The sequence below is a fragment of the Sphingomonas sp. SP3 genome, from assembly GCF_058514305.1.
Genome location: NZ_JBZSOE010000001.1, coordinates 2036878 through 2052696, shown reverse-complemented (window position 1 = coordinate 2052696; position 15819 = coordinate 2036878). Strand labels below are relative to the sequence as shown.

Sequence of the window (15819 nt, the reverse complement as noted above, 5' to 3'; positions counted from 1 at the left end):
GCGCTCAGCCCTCCTGCGCCGGCGGAGCGATTGGCTCGCCTGGCGCTCTCGGCAGCCGCACCACCATCTTGCCTGGCACGCGAAGGTCGAACCGCAGGACGCCACGGCCGAGGAGTCCGCTCGACTTGTCGAGCTTGGCAAATTTGGTCAGCGCGGCGCGCGCATCGCCTTCGCCTTCGGGAAGCGCGACGGTTTCGCCGGATTGGAAATTGAGGTCCCAGCGGCGGCCGCCAACCCAGGTCGCCGACGCCAGTTGCGGCTTCAATGTCGGAACAGTGTCCATGAGCCGCCCGAGCTGCTCCGCTTGGCCATTGGCGCCGGGGCCGATCAGCAGCGGCAGGTCAGGCATCTTGTCGACTGGGACACGGTCCAGGACGACGCCTTCCTTGTCGATCAACGCAAGCTGGCCCTGGTTCTGCCAGAGCGCCGACGGTGTGCGCTCGACGATATCGATCACCAACGTGTCCGGCAGCCGCCGCGACACACGCGCGTCCTTGACCCAGCCGAAACCGAGCAACTGGCTGCGAATCCTCGCGACATCGACCAGCGCCTGCGGCGCCTTGCCTGTTCCGGCTTCGTCACTTGCGCGGCGAAGTTCGTCGGTGACCACCCGGTCGATCAGCGACCGGTCCATGTGGTTGATGCCGACGATCTGGTAGCCGCTGACGGTGAAGCCGGCTTCACCGATCGCGGTGCCGGCCGCACGCTCCGCTTTCGCTGGAATGTCGAGCGCAACCAAGACGACAAGGGCGATAGCTAGCAGGAAGGCCGCGAGCACGATCCCGGCGAGCTTGTTGGCACGGGCCTGGTCGACCGGAAGCCGCTTGGCGATGCGCTTGGGGACGGCGACCTTCGCCGCTTTGCGCGGCTTTGAGCGAGCCGAGCCGCCACCGCGGCGAACATGCGCGGCGCTCATTCGATCGCCTCGTCGATCAACCGCTCGACCAGCTCGCCGTAGCTGACGCCTTTGAGCTTGGCCTGCTCCGGAACGAGGCTGAGCGGAGTCATCCCAGGCTGGGTGTTCACCTCAAGCAGGTAGATACCGGCTTCGCCAAGCTCATCGTCCCAACGAAAGTCCGACCGCGAGGCACCCTTACAGCCGAGCAATTTGTGGGCGCGCGCAGCCATGTCCATCATCACCGCCGCGATTTCGTAGGGGATTTCGGCGGGGCAGACGTGCTGGGTCAGCCCGTCGGTATATTTGGCGTCGTAATCGTAGAAGCCGGCTGTTGGCTTGAGTTCGGTCACGGCAAGCGGTTCTCCGCTGATCACCGCGACGGTGAGCTCGCGCCCCTTGATGAACGGCTCGGCGAGAAGCTCATCGAATTGGTGCCACGGGCCCTCAACGTCGCGGCCGATGGGATTGCCGTAATTGCCGTCCGCGGTGACGATGGCGACGCCGACGGACGAGCCTTCATTGACCGGTTTTACGACATAGGGACGGGCGATCGGGTCTTCCTGGTAAAGGCTCTCGCTCGACACGACTTTGCCCGCCGGCATGCGGATCCCGTGCGGGACGAGGACGAGCTTCGTCAGTTCCTTGTCGATTGCGATTGCGGAGGTGGTAAGGCCGCTATGCGTATACCGAAGGCCCATCAGGTCCATCATGCCCTGGACGGTGCCGTCCTCGCCGGGCGTTCCGTGCAGCGCGTTGAAGACGATATCCGGCTTCAGCTCCTCGAGCCGGTGCGCAACGTCGCGGTCCATGTCGAGCTCGGTCACATTGGACCAACCGCGCTCCCGAAGCGCCTGGGCGACACCCTTGCCGCTTGTGAGCGAGACTTCGCGCTCGGCAGACCAGCCACCCATCAGCACCACAACATGCAACTTCTTGTTCATTCGACGCCGACCCGCTGGATTTCCCATTCGAGGAGGATGTGGGTTTTCGCCTCCACGCGGCGGCGGACTTCCTCGCCCAAAGCCTCGATGTCGACACTCTTCGCGCTACCGAGGTTGAGCAGGAAATTGCAATGCTTCTCCGAAACCTGTGCGTCGCCCACCGTAAGTCCGCGGCAGCCCGCCGCGTCGATCAACGCCCAGGCCTTGTGGCCGTCCGGATTCTTGAAGGTCGAGCCGCCGGTGCGGCTTCGCAGCGGCTGCGATTCTTCGCGAGCGCGGGCGATCGCATCCATCTCGGCGCCAATCGCCGCCGGGTCGCCGGGCGTTCCGCGAAAAGTCGCCTCAACCACGACCGCGCCTTCGGGCACGTCGCTGTGACGATAGGTGTAACCGAGCTTCTCGAGCGGCCACTCCACCAGGTCCCCGGAACGAAGCACGAGCCGCGCGGAGACCAGCACGTCGCTGACCTCGCGGCCGTAGGCGCCGCCGTTCATTCGCACGAAGCCGCCGACCGTCCCCGGAATGCCGCGCAGGAACTCCAGACCGGCAACGCCGGCATCCCGCGCGGTCGAGGAAACCAGGATGCCGCTCGCGCCCCCGCCACAACGAAGCGTCGTCTCGTCGACCCGGTCTATCTTCGCGAAGGCCTTGCCGAGGCGGACCACAACGCCCTTCACGCCACCGTCTCGCACGATGAGGTTGGAGCCGAGCCCCAGCGCCATCACCGGCACCGTCGGATCGAGCTCCGCGAGGAAGGCGATCAGGTCGTCGGTGTCGGCCGGCTCGAACAGCCATTCCGCGTTGCCGCCGCTCTTGAACCAGACGAGCGGTCCCAGCGGCGCGTTGGGGGTAAGTTTGCCGCGAACCTTGGGCAATGCCGCAACCGCGCTCACTTTCGCGTCCTCGCATCGGTCAGGCACCCGGCAAGCGAGCCGGCCCATTTGGTGATGTCGCCCGCGCCCATGCAGATCACCATGTCGCCCTCCGCGGCGAGGTCGCGAAGGTTGGTGCAGAGCTCATCGAGGTCGGCAACCGCCCGGACCATGCGGTGGCCGTGCGCGCGAAGGCCTTCGGCGAGCGCGACACTGTCGACGCCTTCGATCGGCTCCTCGCCTGCCGGATAGACCGGAGTAACGAACACCACGTCGGCGTCGTTGAAGGCGTTCTGGAAGTCGTCCATCAGCGCTTCGAGCCGGGTGTAGCGGTGCGGCTGCATGACCGCGATCACGCGGCCCTCGGCACCCTCGCGCGCCGCAGCCAGCACCGCGCGGATTTCGGTCGGGTGGTGGGCGTAGTCGTCGATGATGACCGCGCCATCCGCTTCGCCCACCTTGGTGAAGCGGCGCTTGACCCCCTCGAACTTCTCGAAGCTCACCTGGATCGCCTCGTCGGACATGCCGAGCTCAAGCGCGACGGCGATCGCCGCCAGCGCATTCTGAACATTGTGGCGGCCCGGGATCGGCACATGCAGCGGAACAGTCCGCCGCCCGCCGTCCTTGTCGAGGATCAGTGCGTCAAACCGGCTTCCGCCCGGAACCGGAGTCACATTGTCGGCGCGCACATCCGCGAGCGCCGAGAAGCCGTACGTCACGATCCGCCGGTCGCGGATACGGCCGATGATGTTCTGCACTTCCGGATGATCGACGCACAGCACGGCGAGGCCGTAGAAGGGCACATTCTCGATAAACTCGACGAAGGCGTCCTTGACCGCGTCGAAGTCGCCGTAATGTTCGAGATGCTCGGGATCGATGTTGGTGACGACGGCGATGGTGCCGTCGAGTCGGAGGAAGCTGCCGTCGCTCTCGTCCGCCTCGATCACCCACCAGTCGCTCTTTCCGAGACGCGCGTTGGAGCCGTAGCGATTGATTATGCCGCCGTTGATCACGGTCGGGTCGATGCCCCCGCCGTCGAGCAGCGCCGCAATCATCGACGTGGTCGTGGTCTTGCCGTGCGTGCCGGCGACCGCGACCGTCTTTTGCATGCGCATCAGCTCGGCCAGCATTTCGGCGCGCTTGACCCGCGGCAGACGGCGTTCGGCCGCGGCCCCGATCTCAGGATTGTCGTCCTTGATGGCCGATGAGCACACAACGACCGCGGCATCGCCAAGGTTGTCGGGCGCATGGCCGATGTTGACCGGAATGCCCTGCTTGCGCAGCTTTTCGACGACGTAGCTGTCGGCAACGTCCGAGCCCTGCACCTTGTAGCCGAGCTGGTGCATCACCTCGGCAATGCCCGACATACCGATGCCGCCGATCCCCACGAAATGGATCGTGCCGATGTCCGTGCCCATTGCCTTCATCATGCCGGGACTCCCCCCACCGGCGCCGTGACCCGCTTGCGCGGAGTCAGTGCAAGCCCGATCGCCACCGGGGCCGCGCCGTTGGCGATGCGCTCGACGAGGTCGGCGAGGTCGCGCGCCGCATGCGGGCGGCCGACCGACAAGGCGCGCGCCGCGGCGTTGTTGAGGGCAACCGGATCGGCCGCCATCGCCTCGATCTGGCGGGCGAGCACGTCCGGCGTGAATGCGGACTGCTGGATGCTGCGCGCACCGCCCGCCTTGACCATCTCGCGCGCATTGGCGGTCTGATGATCGTCGGTCGCTGCAGCAAACGGGATCAGGATTGCGGGCCGCCCCGCCGCCGTCAGTTCGGCGATCGTCGATGCACCCGCGCGGCCGACCACCAGATGCGCGTCGGCAAGCTTCGCCGGCATATCCTCGATATAAGTCAGCAATTCGGCCGGAATGCCCAGCTCCGCATATTGAGCCCGCACGCGCTCGATATCGTCGGGCCGGCATTGCTGGATGACCTGCAAGCGACGCCGCAGCGATGGGCCCAGAAGGCCGAGCCCGGTCGGTACGATCTGGCCGAGGATCGTCGCACCCTGGCTCCCGCCCGTGACAAGAATCTTGAGCGGCGCGACGTCGTCGAACGGCGGGAATGGCAACTCGCCCAGCTTCGCGATCTCTTCTCGAACCGGATTGCCGACGAGCACGGTCTTGTCCGCATAGCTCGCCTTCAGCCGGTCGACCTCGGCATAAGCGGTGCCGATGGCCTCGGCCTCACCGGCGAGCAGGCGGTTCACCCGCCCGAGAACCGCATTCTGCTCGTGAAGCACGGTGGGGATGTTCATCGCGCTCGCCGCGAGCAGCGACGGGAACGCCGGGTAGCCGCCGAAGCCGACGACCGCGTCTGGCCGATGCTCGCGATAGAGCGCCTTCGCCTCGCCGCGCCCACGCGCCACTGCCAGCGCCGCCTTGAGCCAGCCGATCGGCCCACCGCCGAGCCTTCCTGCGGGCAGGATGTGGACCGGCACATTTTCGAACAGGCCGGGGAAGCGCGCGCCGCGATCGTCGGTGATCAGCAGAACGCCATGGCCGCGGCCCCTGAGCTCCGCGGCCAACGCATGCGCCGGGATCATGTGACCGCCGGTCCCTCCGGCCGCCAGAACGAAGTTCATGTAGTCAGCTGCTCCCCGCTCCACTTCACGACATAGGGCGAGCGCGTGAGATACGGGTTCCGCCTCGTGAAAGCGAGCAGCAAGCCCATGCCGATGGACAGCGCGAGCATCGAGGAGCCGCCATAGCTGATGAAGGGCAGGGTCATGCCCTTGGACGGGGCGAGCTGGACGTTGACCATCATGTTGATCAGCGCCTGGAGCCCGAACTCGATCGCAAGCCCTGCCGCGGCGAGGATCGCGAAGCCCGAATCCTCGTCGAGCAGCTTGATCAGCACGCGCGCGACGATCCCGAGGTAGAGCGCGGCGATGGCCAGGCAGGCGATCAGCCCGAATTCCTCGCCGATGACCGAGAAGATGTAGTCGGTGTGCGGCTCGGGCAGGCCGAATTTGCGCGTGCCTCCGCCCGGCCCCATGCCGAACAGGCCGCCGGCGGTCAGGGTGCGCATCGCGTTGTCGGTCTGAAACGTGTCACCCGCGCCGAACAGGAACTCGTCGATGCGCTGGGTGGCGACGTCGTAGAAGAAATAAGCGAGCACGACGCCGACGAGCCCGATTACGCCGAGCGCGATCAGGACGCGAAGGTTGACCCCCGCGAGCGCAAGCATAGCCAGCCACACCGCGCAGAAGATGATGGTCGATCCGAAGTCGGGCTGCTTCATCAGCAGGAAGGCGATGCCGCCGGTTATCACCGCCGAAATCCAGTAGACCGGCAGCGACTTGTCGCCGTCCCGCAGCGACAGCAGCCAGGCCATCGCCACCACGAAGAAGGGCTTCAGGAATTCCGACGGCTGGACCTGCCCGACCCCGAACTCGATCCAGCGGCGGGCGCCATTATGCTCCGGCCCGACGATCGGAACGAAGATCAGCAGCACGAAGAAGAAGGCCGCGCCGAACAGGCTGAGCCGCCGCGCGCGGTCGCGCGGCATCATCGAAATGCCGATCATCACCGGAATGCCGAGCGCGATCCAAGCGAGCTGGCGCCAGAAATAATAAAGCTCGTTGAAGCGGACGTTGCCGCCCGAATAGCGATGGGCCGCGGCGGGCGATGCGGCGGCGACCGCGATCAGGCCGATCGCGATCAGCACGGTCACCAGCAGCAGCAGGACCTTGTCGATTTCCCAGAACCAGCGGCCGAGCGCGGACGTGTCCGAGCGGCCGTAACGGTCCGGGTCGATCAGCGCCGCCTTGGCCTTGATCTTGCCGGAGATGCTCTTGATCATAACCCCTCCACCAGCGCCCTGAACTGGTCCCCCCGCTCCTCGAAATCCCTGAACTGGTCGAACGACGCGCAGGCCGGCGACAGAAGCACCGTATCACCGCTCGCCGCGTCCGCAGCGGCCTGACGCACCGCCTCGTCCAGTTTTCCACAGTTTTTCACAGACATGTGCGGGGACAAGAGCCGCGCGAACAATTCGCCAGCCTCACCGATCGTGTAGGCTGACTCGACATGGCCGAAGTGCGGCGCGCATTCGTCGAGATTGTCGGTCTTGGCCTGTCCGCCGCAGATCCAGCGGATCTTGTCGAAGGCGGCGAGCGCGGGCGCGGTGGCCGTCGGGTTGGTCGCCTTGCTGTCGTTGATGAACAGGACGCCGTCCTTCTCGCGGATGCGCTCCATGCGGTGCGGCAGGCCGGGATAGGTACGGAGGCCTTGTGCAATCACGTCGTCGTCGACGCCCAGAACTCCGGCAGCCCGAGCAGCCGCGGCAGCATTTTGAAGGTTGTGAGGTCCCTGAAGCGCCGGCCAATCTGGCTGATTTGCCAGCACACCAATTTGGTCACGCGTGAACCAAAAATTGATTGGAAAATCAGCGAGCAGATGCTCCAGCAAGATCGATACGTCGGTATCAAAGTCGTACACCGGAGCGTGCGACTTTGACTGCATACGAAAAAGTCGAAGCTTCGAATCGCGATAGGCTTCGAAGCTCTCGTACCGATCAAGATGGTCCGGCGTGATGTTGAGCAGCACGGCGACATCGCAATCGAGGCTCTGCGTCAGGTCGATCTGGTAGCTCGACAGCTCGAGCACATAGACCCCGCCTTCGGGGAGTGGGTCCTGGGCGAGGATCGGCAAGCCAATGTTGCCGCCCATCGTCGTCGGGACTCCGGCCGTCTTGAGGATGTGATGGATCAGCGCGGTCGTGGTCGACTTGCCGTTGGTGCCGGTGATGCCAACCACCTTGTGCGGCGGAAGCTCAGGCCGGGCGCGGGCGAACAGCTCGATATCGCCAATGATCTCGACCCCGGCGTCCCGCGCGCGCTTGGCGATCGGGTGGCGGTTGAGGGGAAGGCCGGGCGTGACGACGAGGCTGTCGAATTGACCAAGGTCGACTTGATCGAGGTCAGCGATCTCAACCCCCGCCGGCGCCTTCGCCCGCGCTTCTTCCTTGCCGTCCCACGCCGTGACCTTCGCCCCGCTCGCGAGCAACGCTTCGACCGTCGCCAAGCCCGACCGCGCGAGGCCGTAAACCGCGTAATGCTTGCCGGCGAACGCCCTGGCCGTGATCACCGCAGTTTCAGCGTCGCGAGCCCCGCGAGCGCCAGCACGAAGCTGATGATCCAGAAGCGGATCACGACGGTCGGCTCGGACCAGCCCAAATGCTCGAAATGGTGGTGGATGGGTGCCATCAGAAACACGCGCTTGCCGGTCCGCTTGTAGACCGCGACCTGGATGATGACGCTCAGGGCCTCGACCACGAACAGGCCGCCGACGATCACCAGCACGAATTCGTGGTGGGTCGCGACCGAAACTGCGCCCAGCGCCCCGCCCAGCGCGAGGCTTCCGGTGTCGCCCATGAAGACGGCGGCCGGCGGCGCGTTGAACCAGAGGAAGGCGAGGCAGGCGCCGACCATCGCCAGTAGCAAAACGGTGAGGTCGCCCACCCCGGGCACGTGCGGGATCCCGAGATAGTTGGCGAACTTCGCGTTGCCGACGAGGTAGGAGATGAGGAGGAAGGCGATCGAGGCGATGACGACCGGCATGGTCGCAAGCCCGTCGAGCCCGTCCGTGAGGTTCACCGCATTCCCGAAGGCGACGATCACGAACGCGCCGAACGCGATGTAGAACCAGCCGAGGTCGGCCACCGTCTCCTTGACGAACGGCAAGTGCAGCGCGGTGCCGCCGGTGCGGACCATCAGCCAGGTTGCGACACCCGCAATGATGAATTCCAGCGCCAGCCGCGTCTTGCCCGAGAGGCCGGCGTGGTGCGCCTTCTTCACTTTGTCATAGTCGTCGAGCCAGCCGATCAGGCCGAAACCGGCGGTCACCAGCAGGCACGCCCAGACGTAGGGGTTCGAAAGCTCCATCCACAGCAGCACCGAAATCGAAACCGAGATCAGGATCAGCAGGCCGCCCATCGTCGGTGTGCCGCGCTTGGCGAGATGGCTTTGCGGCCCATCGGCCCGGATCGGCTGGCCCTTGCCCTGCGTGGCGCGAAGCCAGCTGATGAACCACGGACCGAGCAGCAGGCCGATGATCAGTGCGGTCGCGCTCGCCGCGCCAGCCCGGAAGCTGATGTAGCGAATGAGGTTGAGGACGCCGGGGAAGCCGAGCTGCTCGGCGATTACGTAGAGCATGCCGGTTCCCTCACCACGCGGTCGACCAGCTTCGCAAGCCCAATCGAGTTGGATGCCTTTACCAGGACCGCGTCTCCGGGCAGAAGCAGGCGGATCAGCGTGTCGGTCGCTTCGTCGACGCCATCGACCAGGTCGAGCGAGATCTTGCCAACGACCTGTTCGGCGAGCGGCTTCATGTCCTCGCCAATCAGGATCAGCCGATCGACCTGCGCGGCCAGCACTGCGGGCGCTAGGCCTGCGTGCAGAGCGTCGCCATGCTCGCCCAGCTCGCGCATCGGGCCGAGCACCGCGATCCGGCGCGAGATGTCTTTTTCATCGCCGAGGCTCTTTAAGGTCGCGGCCATGGACGCGGGATTGGCGTTGTAACTTTCGTCGATCAGCAGCACCTCGCCGCCGTCTACGTGGATGAGGTGGCGCTCGCCCCGGCCCTTGAGGCCGCCGAGATCAGCCAGCGCAAGTCCGGCCAGCGCGACATCGGCCCCGACCGCTTCGACCGCGGCCAGCACTGCAAGCGCGTTCGACACCCAATGCTCGCCGCGCTGCGAGATGGTGAAGGTCAGTTCGCGCTCAAGCAGCGCCGCGCTGATCAGGCTGCCGCCGCCTTCCGCGCTGACGGCGTGGATCGCATGGACGTCCGCGTCGCCGGCGCCGAAGGTGACGATCCGGTCGGCCCTGCGTCGCGCGGCCTTGAGCAGCCGGTCGCGGTGCGGGGTGTCGTTCGGAATGATCGCAACGCCATCAGGCTCTAGCCCTTCGAATATCTCGGCCTTCGCATCGGCGATGGCTTCTTCCGAACCGAGGTTTTCGATGTGCGCGGGCGCGATGGCGGTGATCAGCGCGACGTGCGGCCGGACCTGCCGCGTCAGCGCTGCGATCTCTCCGGCATTGTTCATGCCCATTTCGAGCACCGCATATTCGGCATTACGCGGCATGCGCGCGAGGCTCAGCGGAACGCCGGTGTGGTTGTTGTAGCTCTTGACCGAGCGATGGACCTTGCCCGGGCGGTTGCGGTCGAGCGCTGCATAGAGCGCTTCCTTGGTGCTGGTCTTGCCGACCGAACCAGTGACCCCGACGATCGTCGCGCTCGATCGTTCGCGGGACGCGCGGCCGAGCGCTTGAAGCGCGGCGAACGTGTCGTCTACCAGCACATGCGGGCCGTCGACGGGCTGCGAGACGATGACCCCGGTCGCGCCTGCGGCAAAAGCTGCATCGACGAACTTGTGGCCGTCATGGGCGGTGCCCGGCATGGCGACGAACAGGTCGCCGGCACCGACCTCGCGGCTATCAAAGGTGACGCCTCTGACCTCGAACGAAGCGCTCGCGGTGCCGCCTGTCGCCGCGGCAATCTCCTCGCTAGTCCAGAGCGCGCTCATGCCGCGCGAGTCTTTGTTTGCGTGCTCCGTCAAGCTGCGCACTCCCGCGCCACCAGCGCGTCGTCGAACGGCAGCACCCGATCGCCGACGATCTGGCCCGTCTCATGGCCCTTGCCCGCGACGAGGATGATGTCACCGGCCTTGGCGATGCGAATCGCCTCGGCGATCGCCTCGCGCCGCCCGCCGACCTCCGTCGCCCCCGGCGCCCCCGCCATCACTGCCGCGCGGATCACCGCCGGGTCTTCGCTGCGAGGGTTGTCGTCGGTGACGATGACGACGTCGGACAGCCGCGTCGCGACCTCGCCCATTTGCGGGCGCTTACCCTGGTCGCGGTCGCCGCCGGCGCCGAACACGGTGATGAGACGGCCCTCAACGTGCGGGCGAAGCGCGGCGATCGCCGCCTCCAGCGCGTCGGGCGTGTGCGCATAATCGATATAGACCGGGACGCCGTCGCGGCTGATCACCGCGCGCTCGAGGCGGCCGCGCACCGGCGCGACGCGCTGCATGGCCGAGAAGGTCGCATCCCACTTCCCGCCGGTCGCAAGCGCGAGGCCCGCGGCGGTCAGCACATTGGCGGCCTGGTAAGCGCCGATCAGCGGCAGCGCGAGGCGATACGGCTTGCCGCCATGTTCCAGCATCAGGGTTTGGCCGAGCGCGCTCGGAGAGCGGTCGACAAGACGGATCGTGTCGCCCTTGCTGCCAACTGTCAGAAGGTCGTGGCCGCGCTTCTGCGCGCGTTCGATGACTTCGTCCGACTTCGGATCGTCAGTCCAGATGACCGCCGGTTTGCCCGCGGGCAGAAGCTCATCGAACAGCCTCATCTTGGCTTCGAAATAATCGTCCATCGTCCCGTGATAGTCGAGATGGTCGCGGCTGAAGTTGGTGAACGCGGCGGCGGCCAGCGGCACGCCCTCGGCGCGATGCTGGTCGAGACCGTGCGACGATGCCTCATAGGCGACATGGTCGATGCCCATTTTCTTGAGGCCGGCCATGTTGCTGAGGAAGGTGACGATGTCGGGCGTGGTCAGCCCGGTCTTTACCTGGTCGTCCGAAGTAGTCACGCCGAGCGTCCCGATCGACGCCGAACGGTGCCCCGACATGCGCCAGATCTGGCGCGTCATTTCGACGGTCGAAGTCTTGCCGTTGGTGCCAGTCACGGCGACCACCGTTCCCGGATAGGGGGCGTAATATTTGGCCGCGAGATCCGCGAACAGACGGCGCGGCTGAGCGTCGGCAAGGTGCGGCACCTGGCCGACCGTCGCCTCGGGACGGGCAACGACCGCCACCGCGCCGCGGCCGACGGCGTCGCCGATAAAATCCTCACCATTGAACATTGCGCCGTTGAAGGCGCCGAACACGCTGCCCGGCGCGACCTTCCGATGGTCGAGTGCAAAGCCGGTCACCGTCGAATCCGAATCGACGTCAGCCAAGTCGCGTAGCCGCACTGTCGTATTTTACTCCTTCGTTTCGTGAACGAAGGGCATGACCTGCGACATGTCGGGCTCACGGTTCATTTGCGGCTGGACTCCGAGCATCGGCGCGATCCGACTGATCGTACGGCTGACTACTGGCGCGACATTCCAACCGGCGGTCGTGAAGCCATATGTTTCAGGAGTCGCCTTGGGTTCATCAAGCATGACGACGATCACATAACGAGGATCGTCCATCGGGAACACACCCGCGAAGCTGGTGATGTTGATTGTCTGGCTATAACGGCCGTTGATCAGCTTCTGCGCGGTGCCGGTCTTGCCACCGACGCGATAGCCCGGCGCGTCGGCCTTCTTGCCGGTGCCCTTCATCACCACGAGCCGCAGCAGAGCGCGCATCCGGTAACTGGTATCGGCGGTGAAGACGCGCTTGCCCGGACCGAGCGGGTTGCCGGGGCCGATCTTGCGCAGGGTCGGCTGATGATAGACGCCGCCGTTGAACAGGGTCTGGTAGCCCATCGCGAGCTGGAGCGGCGCGACGGCGATGCCCTGGCCGAAGCCGACCGTCATCGTTTCGAACGGACCCCAGCGCACCCCTGGCGTCAGCGCCCGGCCGCGCTCCTTGAGCTCGATCGGGACCGGGCCGGTGAAGCCCATCTTCTTGAGCCAGAATTTCTGACGCTCCGTGCCAAGCTGGTCGGCGATCTGCGCAGTGCCGATGTTGGAGCTTTCCTCCATGATCTCAGCAACGGTGCAGATGCGACCGAACGGGTGCGTGTCATGGACGATATGACCGTACGCGGGGAGCGCATTCGGGCAATTATATTGCTGTCCGAAGCTTTTGATGATGCCGCTGTCCATCGCCATGGCGACGGTGAACGGCTTGAACGTCGATCCGAGCTCGTAAACGCCCTGGGTCGCGCGGTTGAACCGGGCTTCGGGAGGCGAGGCCCCGGGCAGGTTCGGATTGATCTCGGGAAGCGAGGTCATCGCCAGGACTTCGCCGGTGTGGACATCGAGAATCACGCCTGCGGCGCCGATCGCCGAGAAGTGGGTCATAGCGTCGTTGAGCTCATGCTCGAGCGCCTGCTGGACGCGGCTGTCGATCGACAGGACCAGCGGCGTCCCGCGCGTGCTCGGATCCGCCAGTTGCGATTGGAACGCGCGCTCCATGCCGGCAACGCCCTGCCCATCGATATCGGTGTAGCCGAGCACGTGCGCCGCAAGCGTCGTTTGCGGGTAGAGGCGGTCGGGCTCGCGCTCGATCGCGAGGCCGGGCTCGCCGAGCGCATTCACCGCCTCGACCAGGCCCGGCGACGCGCGCCGGCGCAGGTAGAAGAACGGCTTACCCGAGCGAAGGAGCGCAAAATATTGCTCTTCGGTCTGTTCGGGCATCAGGCGCGCAAGCTGCCGGGCGAGCGCTAGCTTATCGCCGATGATCTTGGTCGGGTGGACAGAGATGGTCCACGCATCGATCGTCCGCGCCAGCGGCTCGCCGTCGCGATCGACGATGTCGCCCCGTTCGGGAATGAGGCTGGTCAGCCCTTCCTTGCGCCCGGCGTGATCACCAAAGACCGCAAGATAGAGAATGCGAAGCGCGATGATGGCGACGATGCCGGCGTAAACCAGCATGCCGAACATAAGCCGCTGGTGCATGACGGCCAGCGTTTGCCGCCGCTGACCGACCAGACGGAGCCGCTCGGGCCGTGGCGCGACGAGAGCGGGCGTCGGAGCGTTCATCGGGCGGCGGAAGCGTCCTTGGATTTACCGGATTGCTTGGCCGGCAACGGCGCAAGCGGGTCAGCTTTCGCAAGCCGCACGGGCTTTGTCACCGGCTTCGGCGCAGCGAGCACGACCTTATCCACCGATTTCTTCGGCGCTGGCTTGGCCGCCACCGAAGCAGTCTTCACGACCGGCTTCTTTGGCGCAGATTGGGCGGCCGCGAGGCCCGGTCTATCCGCGGACTTGGATGGGGCCGGCTTCGCCGCTGTGACCGGCCTGTCCGTGGACTTTGTTCCCGTCGCCTCGGGCAATGAGGCGACTGGCCTTGCCGGGACCTCGCGCGTCTCGGTTTTCAGACTTGCCTGATGAAGCAGGGCCGGCGCCACGACTGTCGCCGTTGCTCCGCTATCATCGGTGACCTCTTCCCCGATCGGGGCCTTATGCGGTTCAGGAGCCGGGGCCGACGCAAGCACCACCGGCGCCTGGAAATCGACCTTGTGCTGAGGCTGGGTGAGCCGCGCGAGTTCAAACCCGCCGCGAAGGAACTGGTCGGCCGATGGCGCGGAGAGCGCGAACGCGCCAGCATTCCAGCGCTCCAGCTGCGACAGGCGGCCGCGGGTCCCGATCTCGGTCTGCAGGACTCGCAGGTCGCGCTGGGCAAGAACGATCTTGGTTTCGACGTCTTCCAGCGATGAGCGCTCCGACGCGACACGAAGCGAGACGAGGTAGCAACCAAGCGCAGCCGCGGCGCAAGTCGCGGCCATGGTCAGGGAGCGGAAGTTGGGGGCGCTCATTGCAGGCTCTCTTTTCTGGCCGGAGCGGACGTGCGGACGGCGGAACGAAGGCGCGCGGAACGGGCGCGCGGATTCGCGGCAAGCTCCTGCTCGCTCGGCGAAACGGGCTTCGCGACGCGCTCGAAGGTCGGTTCGGTCGGATCGACCATCACCGGGCGATGGCGCGATCCCGCAGGCGTGGCGCCGCTGCGTTCACGGAAGAAGCGCTTCACGATCCGGTCTTCGAGGCTGTGGAAGGTGACGACAGCCAAACGCCCGCCGGGGCGCAGTGAGCGTTCGGCCGCCGCCAGTCCCTGCTCGAGCTCGTCGAGCTCGGCATTGAGGTGAATCCGGATTGCCTGGAAGGTGCGCGTCGCCGGATCGCTCTTCTGGCCGGGGCGAAAGCCTGCGGCGCGGCGAACGATCGCGGCCAGCTCGGCGGTGCGCTCAACCGGTCTTTCGGCAACGATTGCGCGGGCTATCGCCCGGGCGCGCGGCTCCTCCCCATAGTCGCGCAGGACCCGGGCGATGTCGGCCTCTTCGGCCGAATTCAGATATTCAGCAGCGGTCAGGCCGGATTTCGACATCCGCATGTCGAGCGGGCCGTCAGCCTGAAACGAGAACCCGCGGTCGGCGCGGTCGAGCTGCATCGACGACACGCCGATATCGAGTGCGATCGCGTCGACCAGGCCGATGCCGCGCTCGCTGAGCGCGCGATCCATCTGGCTGAACCGTTCCTCGACCAGGGTCAGGCGGGAGTCCGGGACGAGCGACCGTCCGGCTTCAATCGCATCGGGGTCGCGATCGAAACCGATCACTCGTCCCGCCCCCGCGGCGAGCATGGCGCGCGTATAGCCGCCTGCTCCGAAGGTGCCATCGACCAAGGTCTGGCCTTCCCGGATTTCGAGCGCTGCGATCACTTCGCTGACCAGCACCGGCACATGCGGGGCCTTGCGTGAGCCAGTGCTGGTCATGACGAAGCTCCGCGCTCTTCGAGGCGGAAGCGAGCGATGTCCTTGAGGTCGTCGGGAATCCGTGAGTCCTTGAGCAGCAGCTCAGGGTTCCAGATCTGGAATGTCTCGCCGGTGCCGAGGAACAGCGCGAGCTCGCCGATCTCGCCCTTGCGGCGCATCATCGGCGGAAACAGGATCCGGCCGGAGCTGTCGTACGGGACCTCTTCGGTCGCCGCGAACGCCATCAGGTTGCGCTGCTGATATTCGAGCTGCGCGTCGGCGCTGGTTTCTTCCTTTTCGAGCAGCCGTTCGAGCTTGGCGTGCTTCAGCGCCGCGTAGGCGGGGTCATAGGCGCTGAGGCAGGGAAAGGCTTCGTGCTTAGCGAGGACGATCGTGCGCGCATCGCCGCGGCGCTCGATCACGCTTCGCAGGAATGACGGGATGGATACGCGGCCCTTCCCGTCGACCGCGTTCAGCGCGCTGCCCTGAAACAGATGCTCTAGCGCCACGTCCACTCCCCGTTCGCGCGCGAGCTATCGTTCGCGGTTGCGCGTCATCACGCGCACCACGTCCGGGTTCGAATCTTAGGGTCAGCCCCCGCGCTACAGCCTGTGTTGGTAACTCAAGGTTGGGCGGGATACAATGGGATTTTATGGGATTTCATGGGTAGATCGTGGGAAAGCGCGGATTTCCGCGGCTT

The 15819-nt window shown here is 65.9% G+C and carries 14 protein-coding genes; all 14 read right to left on the bottom strand.

Annotation, left to right across the window (positions count from 1 at the left end; all coding sequences use genetic code 11):
- Positions 1-4: 4 nt before the first annotated feature.
- Genes AC4K8G_RS10690 through AC4K8G_RS10625 form a run of 14 tightly spaced genes read right to left on the bottom strand, consistent with a single transcriptional unit; the run spans position 5 to position 15634 of the window.
- The gene (locus tag AC4K8G_RS10690; RefSeq protein WP_491734135.1) at positions 5-916 is read right to left on the bottom strand and encodes a cell division protein FtsQ/DivIB; all 912 of its coding nucleotides are present in this window, start codon (positions 914-916) and stop codon (positions 5-7) included.
- Positions 913-1839, bottom strand: coding sequence for a D-alanine--D-alanine ligase (locus tag AC4K8G_RS10685; protein ID WP_491734134.1), 927 nt, complete (start codon positions 1837-1839; stop codon positions 913-915). Before AC4K8G_RS10685 ends, AC4K8G_RS10690 begins: the two co-directional genes overlap by 4 nt.
- Positions 1836-2780 carry a UDP-N-acetylmuramate dehydrogenase gene (murB, locus tag AC4K8G_RS10680; protein ID WP_491734133.1) on the bottom strand — a complete coding sequence of 315 codons (945 nt, stop codon included), beginning with the start codon at positions 2778-2780 and terminating at the stop codon, positions 1836-1838. The genes AC4K8G_RS10685 and murB overlap by 4 nt, the downstream gene beginning before the upstream one ends.
- Positions 2729-4138 carry a UDP-N-acetylmuramate--L-alanine ligase gene (gene murC / locus AC4K8G_RS10675; RefSeq protein WP_491734450.1) on the bottom strand — a complete coding sequence of 470 codons (1410 nt, stop codon included), beginning with the start codon at positions 4136-4138 and terminating at the stop codon, positions 2729-2731. Before murC ends, murB begins: the two co-directional genes overlap by 52 nt.
- Positions 4138-5298: an undecaprenyldiphospho-muramoylpentapeptide beta-N-acetylglucosaminyltransferase gene (gene murG, locus AC4K8G_RS10670; RefSeq protein WP_491734132.1), complete on the bottom strand. Its 1161-nt coding sequence runs from the start codon at positions 5296-5298 to the stop codon at positions 4138-4140. Before murG ends, murC begins: the two co-directional genes overlap by 1 nt.
- Entirely contained in the window at positions 5295-6518 is a 1224-nt protein-coding gene (locus AC4K8G_RS10665) for an FtsW/RodA/SpoVE family cell cycle protein (protein WP_491734131.1), read from the bottom strand. Before AC4K8G_RS10665 ends, murG begins: the two co-directional genes overlap by 4 nt.
- Positions 6515-7804 (bottom strand): UDP-N-acetylmuramoyl-L-alanine--D-glutamate ligase, encoded by a 1290-nt coding sequence (gene murD / locus AC4K8G_RS10660; RefSeq protein WP_491734130.1) that lies wholly within the window; start codon positions 7802-7804, stop codon positions 6515-6517. The genes AC4K8G_RS10665 and murD overlap by 4 nt, the downstream gene beginning before the upstream one ends.
- Positions 7801-8871 carry a phospho-N-acetylmuramoyl-pentapeptide-transferase gene (gene mraY, locus AC4K8G_RS10655; RefSeq protein ID WP_491734129.1) on the bottom strand — a complete coding sequence of 357 codons (1071 nt, stop codon included), beginning with the start codon at positions 8869-8871 and terminating at the stop codon, positions 7801-7803. Before mraY ends, murD begins: the two co-directional genes overlap by 4 nt.
- Positions 8859-10244: a UDP-N-acetylmuramoyl-tripeptide--D-alanyl-D-alanine ligase gene (locus tag AC4K8G_RS10650; protein ID WP_491734128.1), complete on the bottom strand. Its 1386-nt coding sequence runs from the start codon at positions 10242-10244 to the stop codon at positions 8859-8861. The genes mraY and AC4K8G_RS10650 overlap by 13 nt, the downstream gene beginning before the upstream one ends.
- Before the next feature lie 29 nt (positions 10245-10273).
- The gene (locus AC4K8G_RS10645; RefSeq protein WP_491734127.1) at positions 10274-11689 is read right to left on the bottom strand and encodes a UDP-N-acetylmuramoyl-L-alanyl-D-glutamate--2,6-diaminopimelate ligase; all 1416 of its coding nucleotides are present in this window, start codon (positions 11687-11689) and stop codon (positions 10274-10276) included.
- Positions 11690-11698: 9 nt separating this feature from the next.
- Entirely contained in the window at positions 11699-13411 is a 1713-nt protein-coding gene (locus AC4K8G_RS10640; RefSeq protein ID WP_491734126.1) for a peptidoglycan D,D-transpeptidase FtsI family protein, read from the bottom strand.
- Positions 13408-14187, bottom strand: coding sequence for a hypothetical protein (locus AC4K8G_RS10635; protein WP_491734125.1), 780 nt, complete (start codon positions 14185-14187; stop codon positions 13408-13410). The genes AC4K8G_RS10640 and AC4K8G_RS10635 overlap by 4 nt, the downstream gene beginning before the upstream one ends.
- Positions 14184-15140: a 16S rRNA (cytosine(1402)-N(4))-methyltransferase RsmH gene (rsmH, locus tag AC4K8G_RS10630; RefSeq protein ID WP_491734124.1), complete on the bottom strand. Its 957-nt coding sequence runs from the start codon at positions 15138-15140 to the stop codon at positions 14184-14186. The genes AC4K8G_RS10635 and rsmH overlap by 4 nt, the downstream gene beginning before the upstream one ends.
- Positions 15137-15634: a division/cell wall cluster transcriptional repressor MraZ gene (locus AC4K8G_RS10625; protein WP_491734123.1), complete on the bottom strand. Its 498-nt coding sequence runs from the start codon at positions 15632-15634 to the stop codon at positions 15137-15139. Before AC4K8G_RS10625 ends, rsmH begins: the two co-directional genes overlap by 4 nt.
- Positions 15635-15819 lie beyond the last annotated feature (185 nt).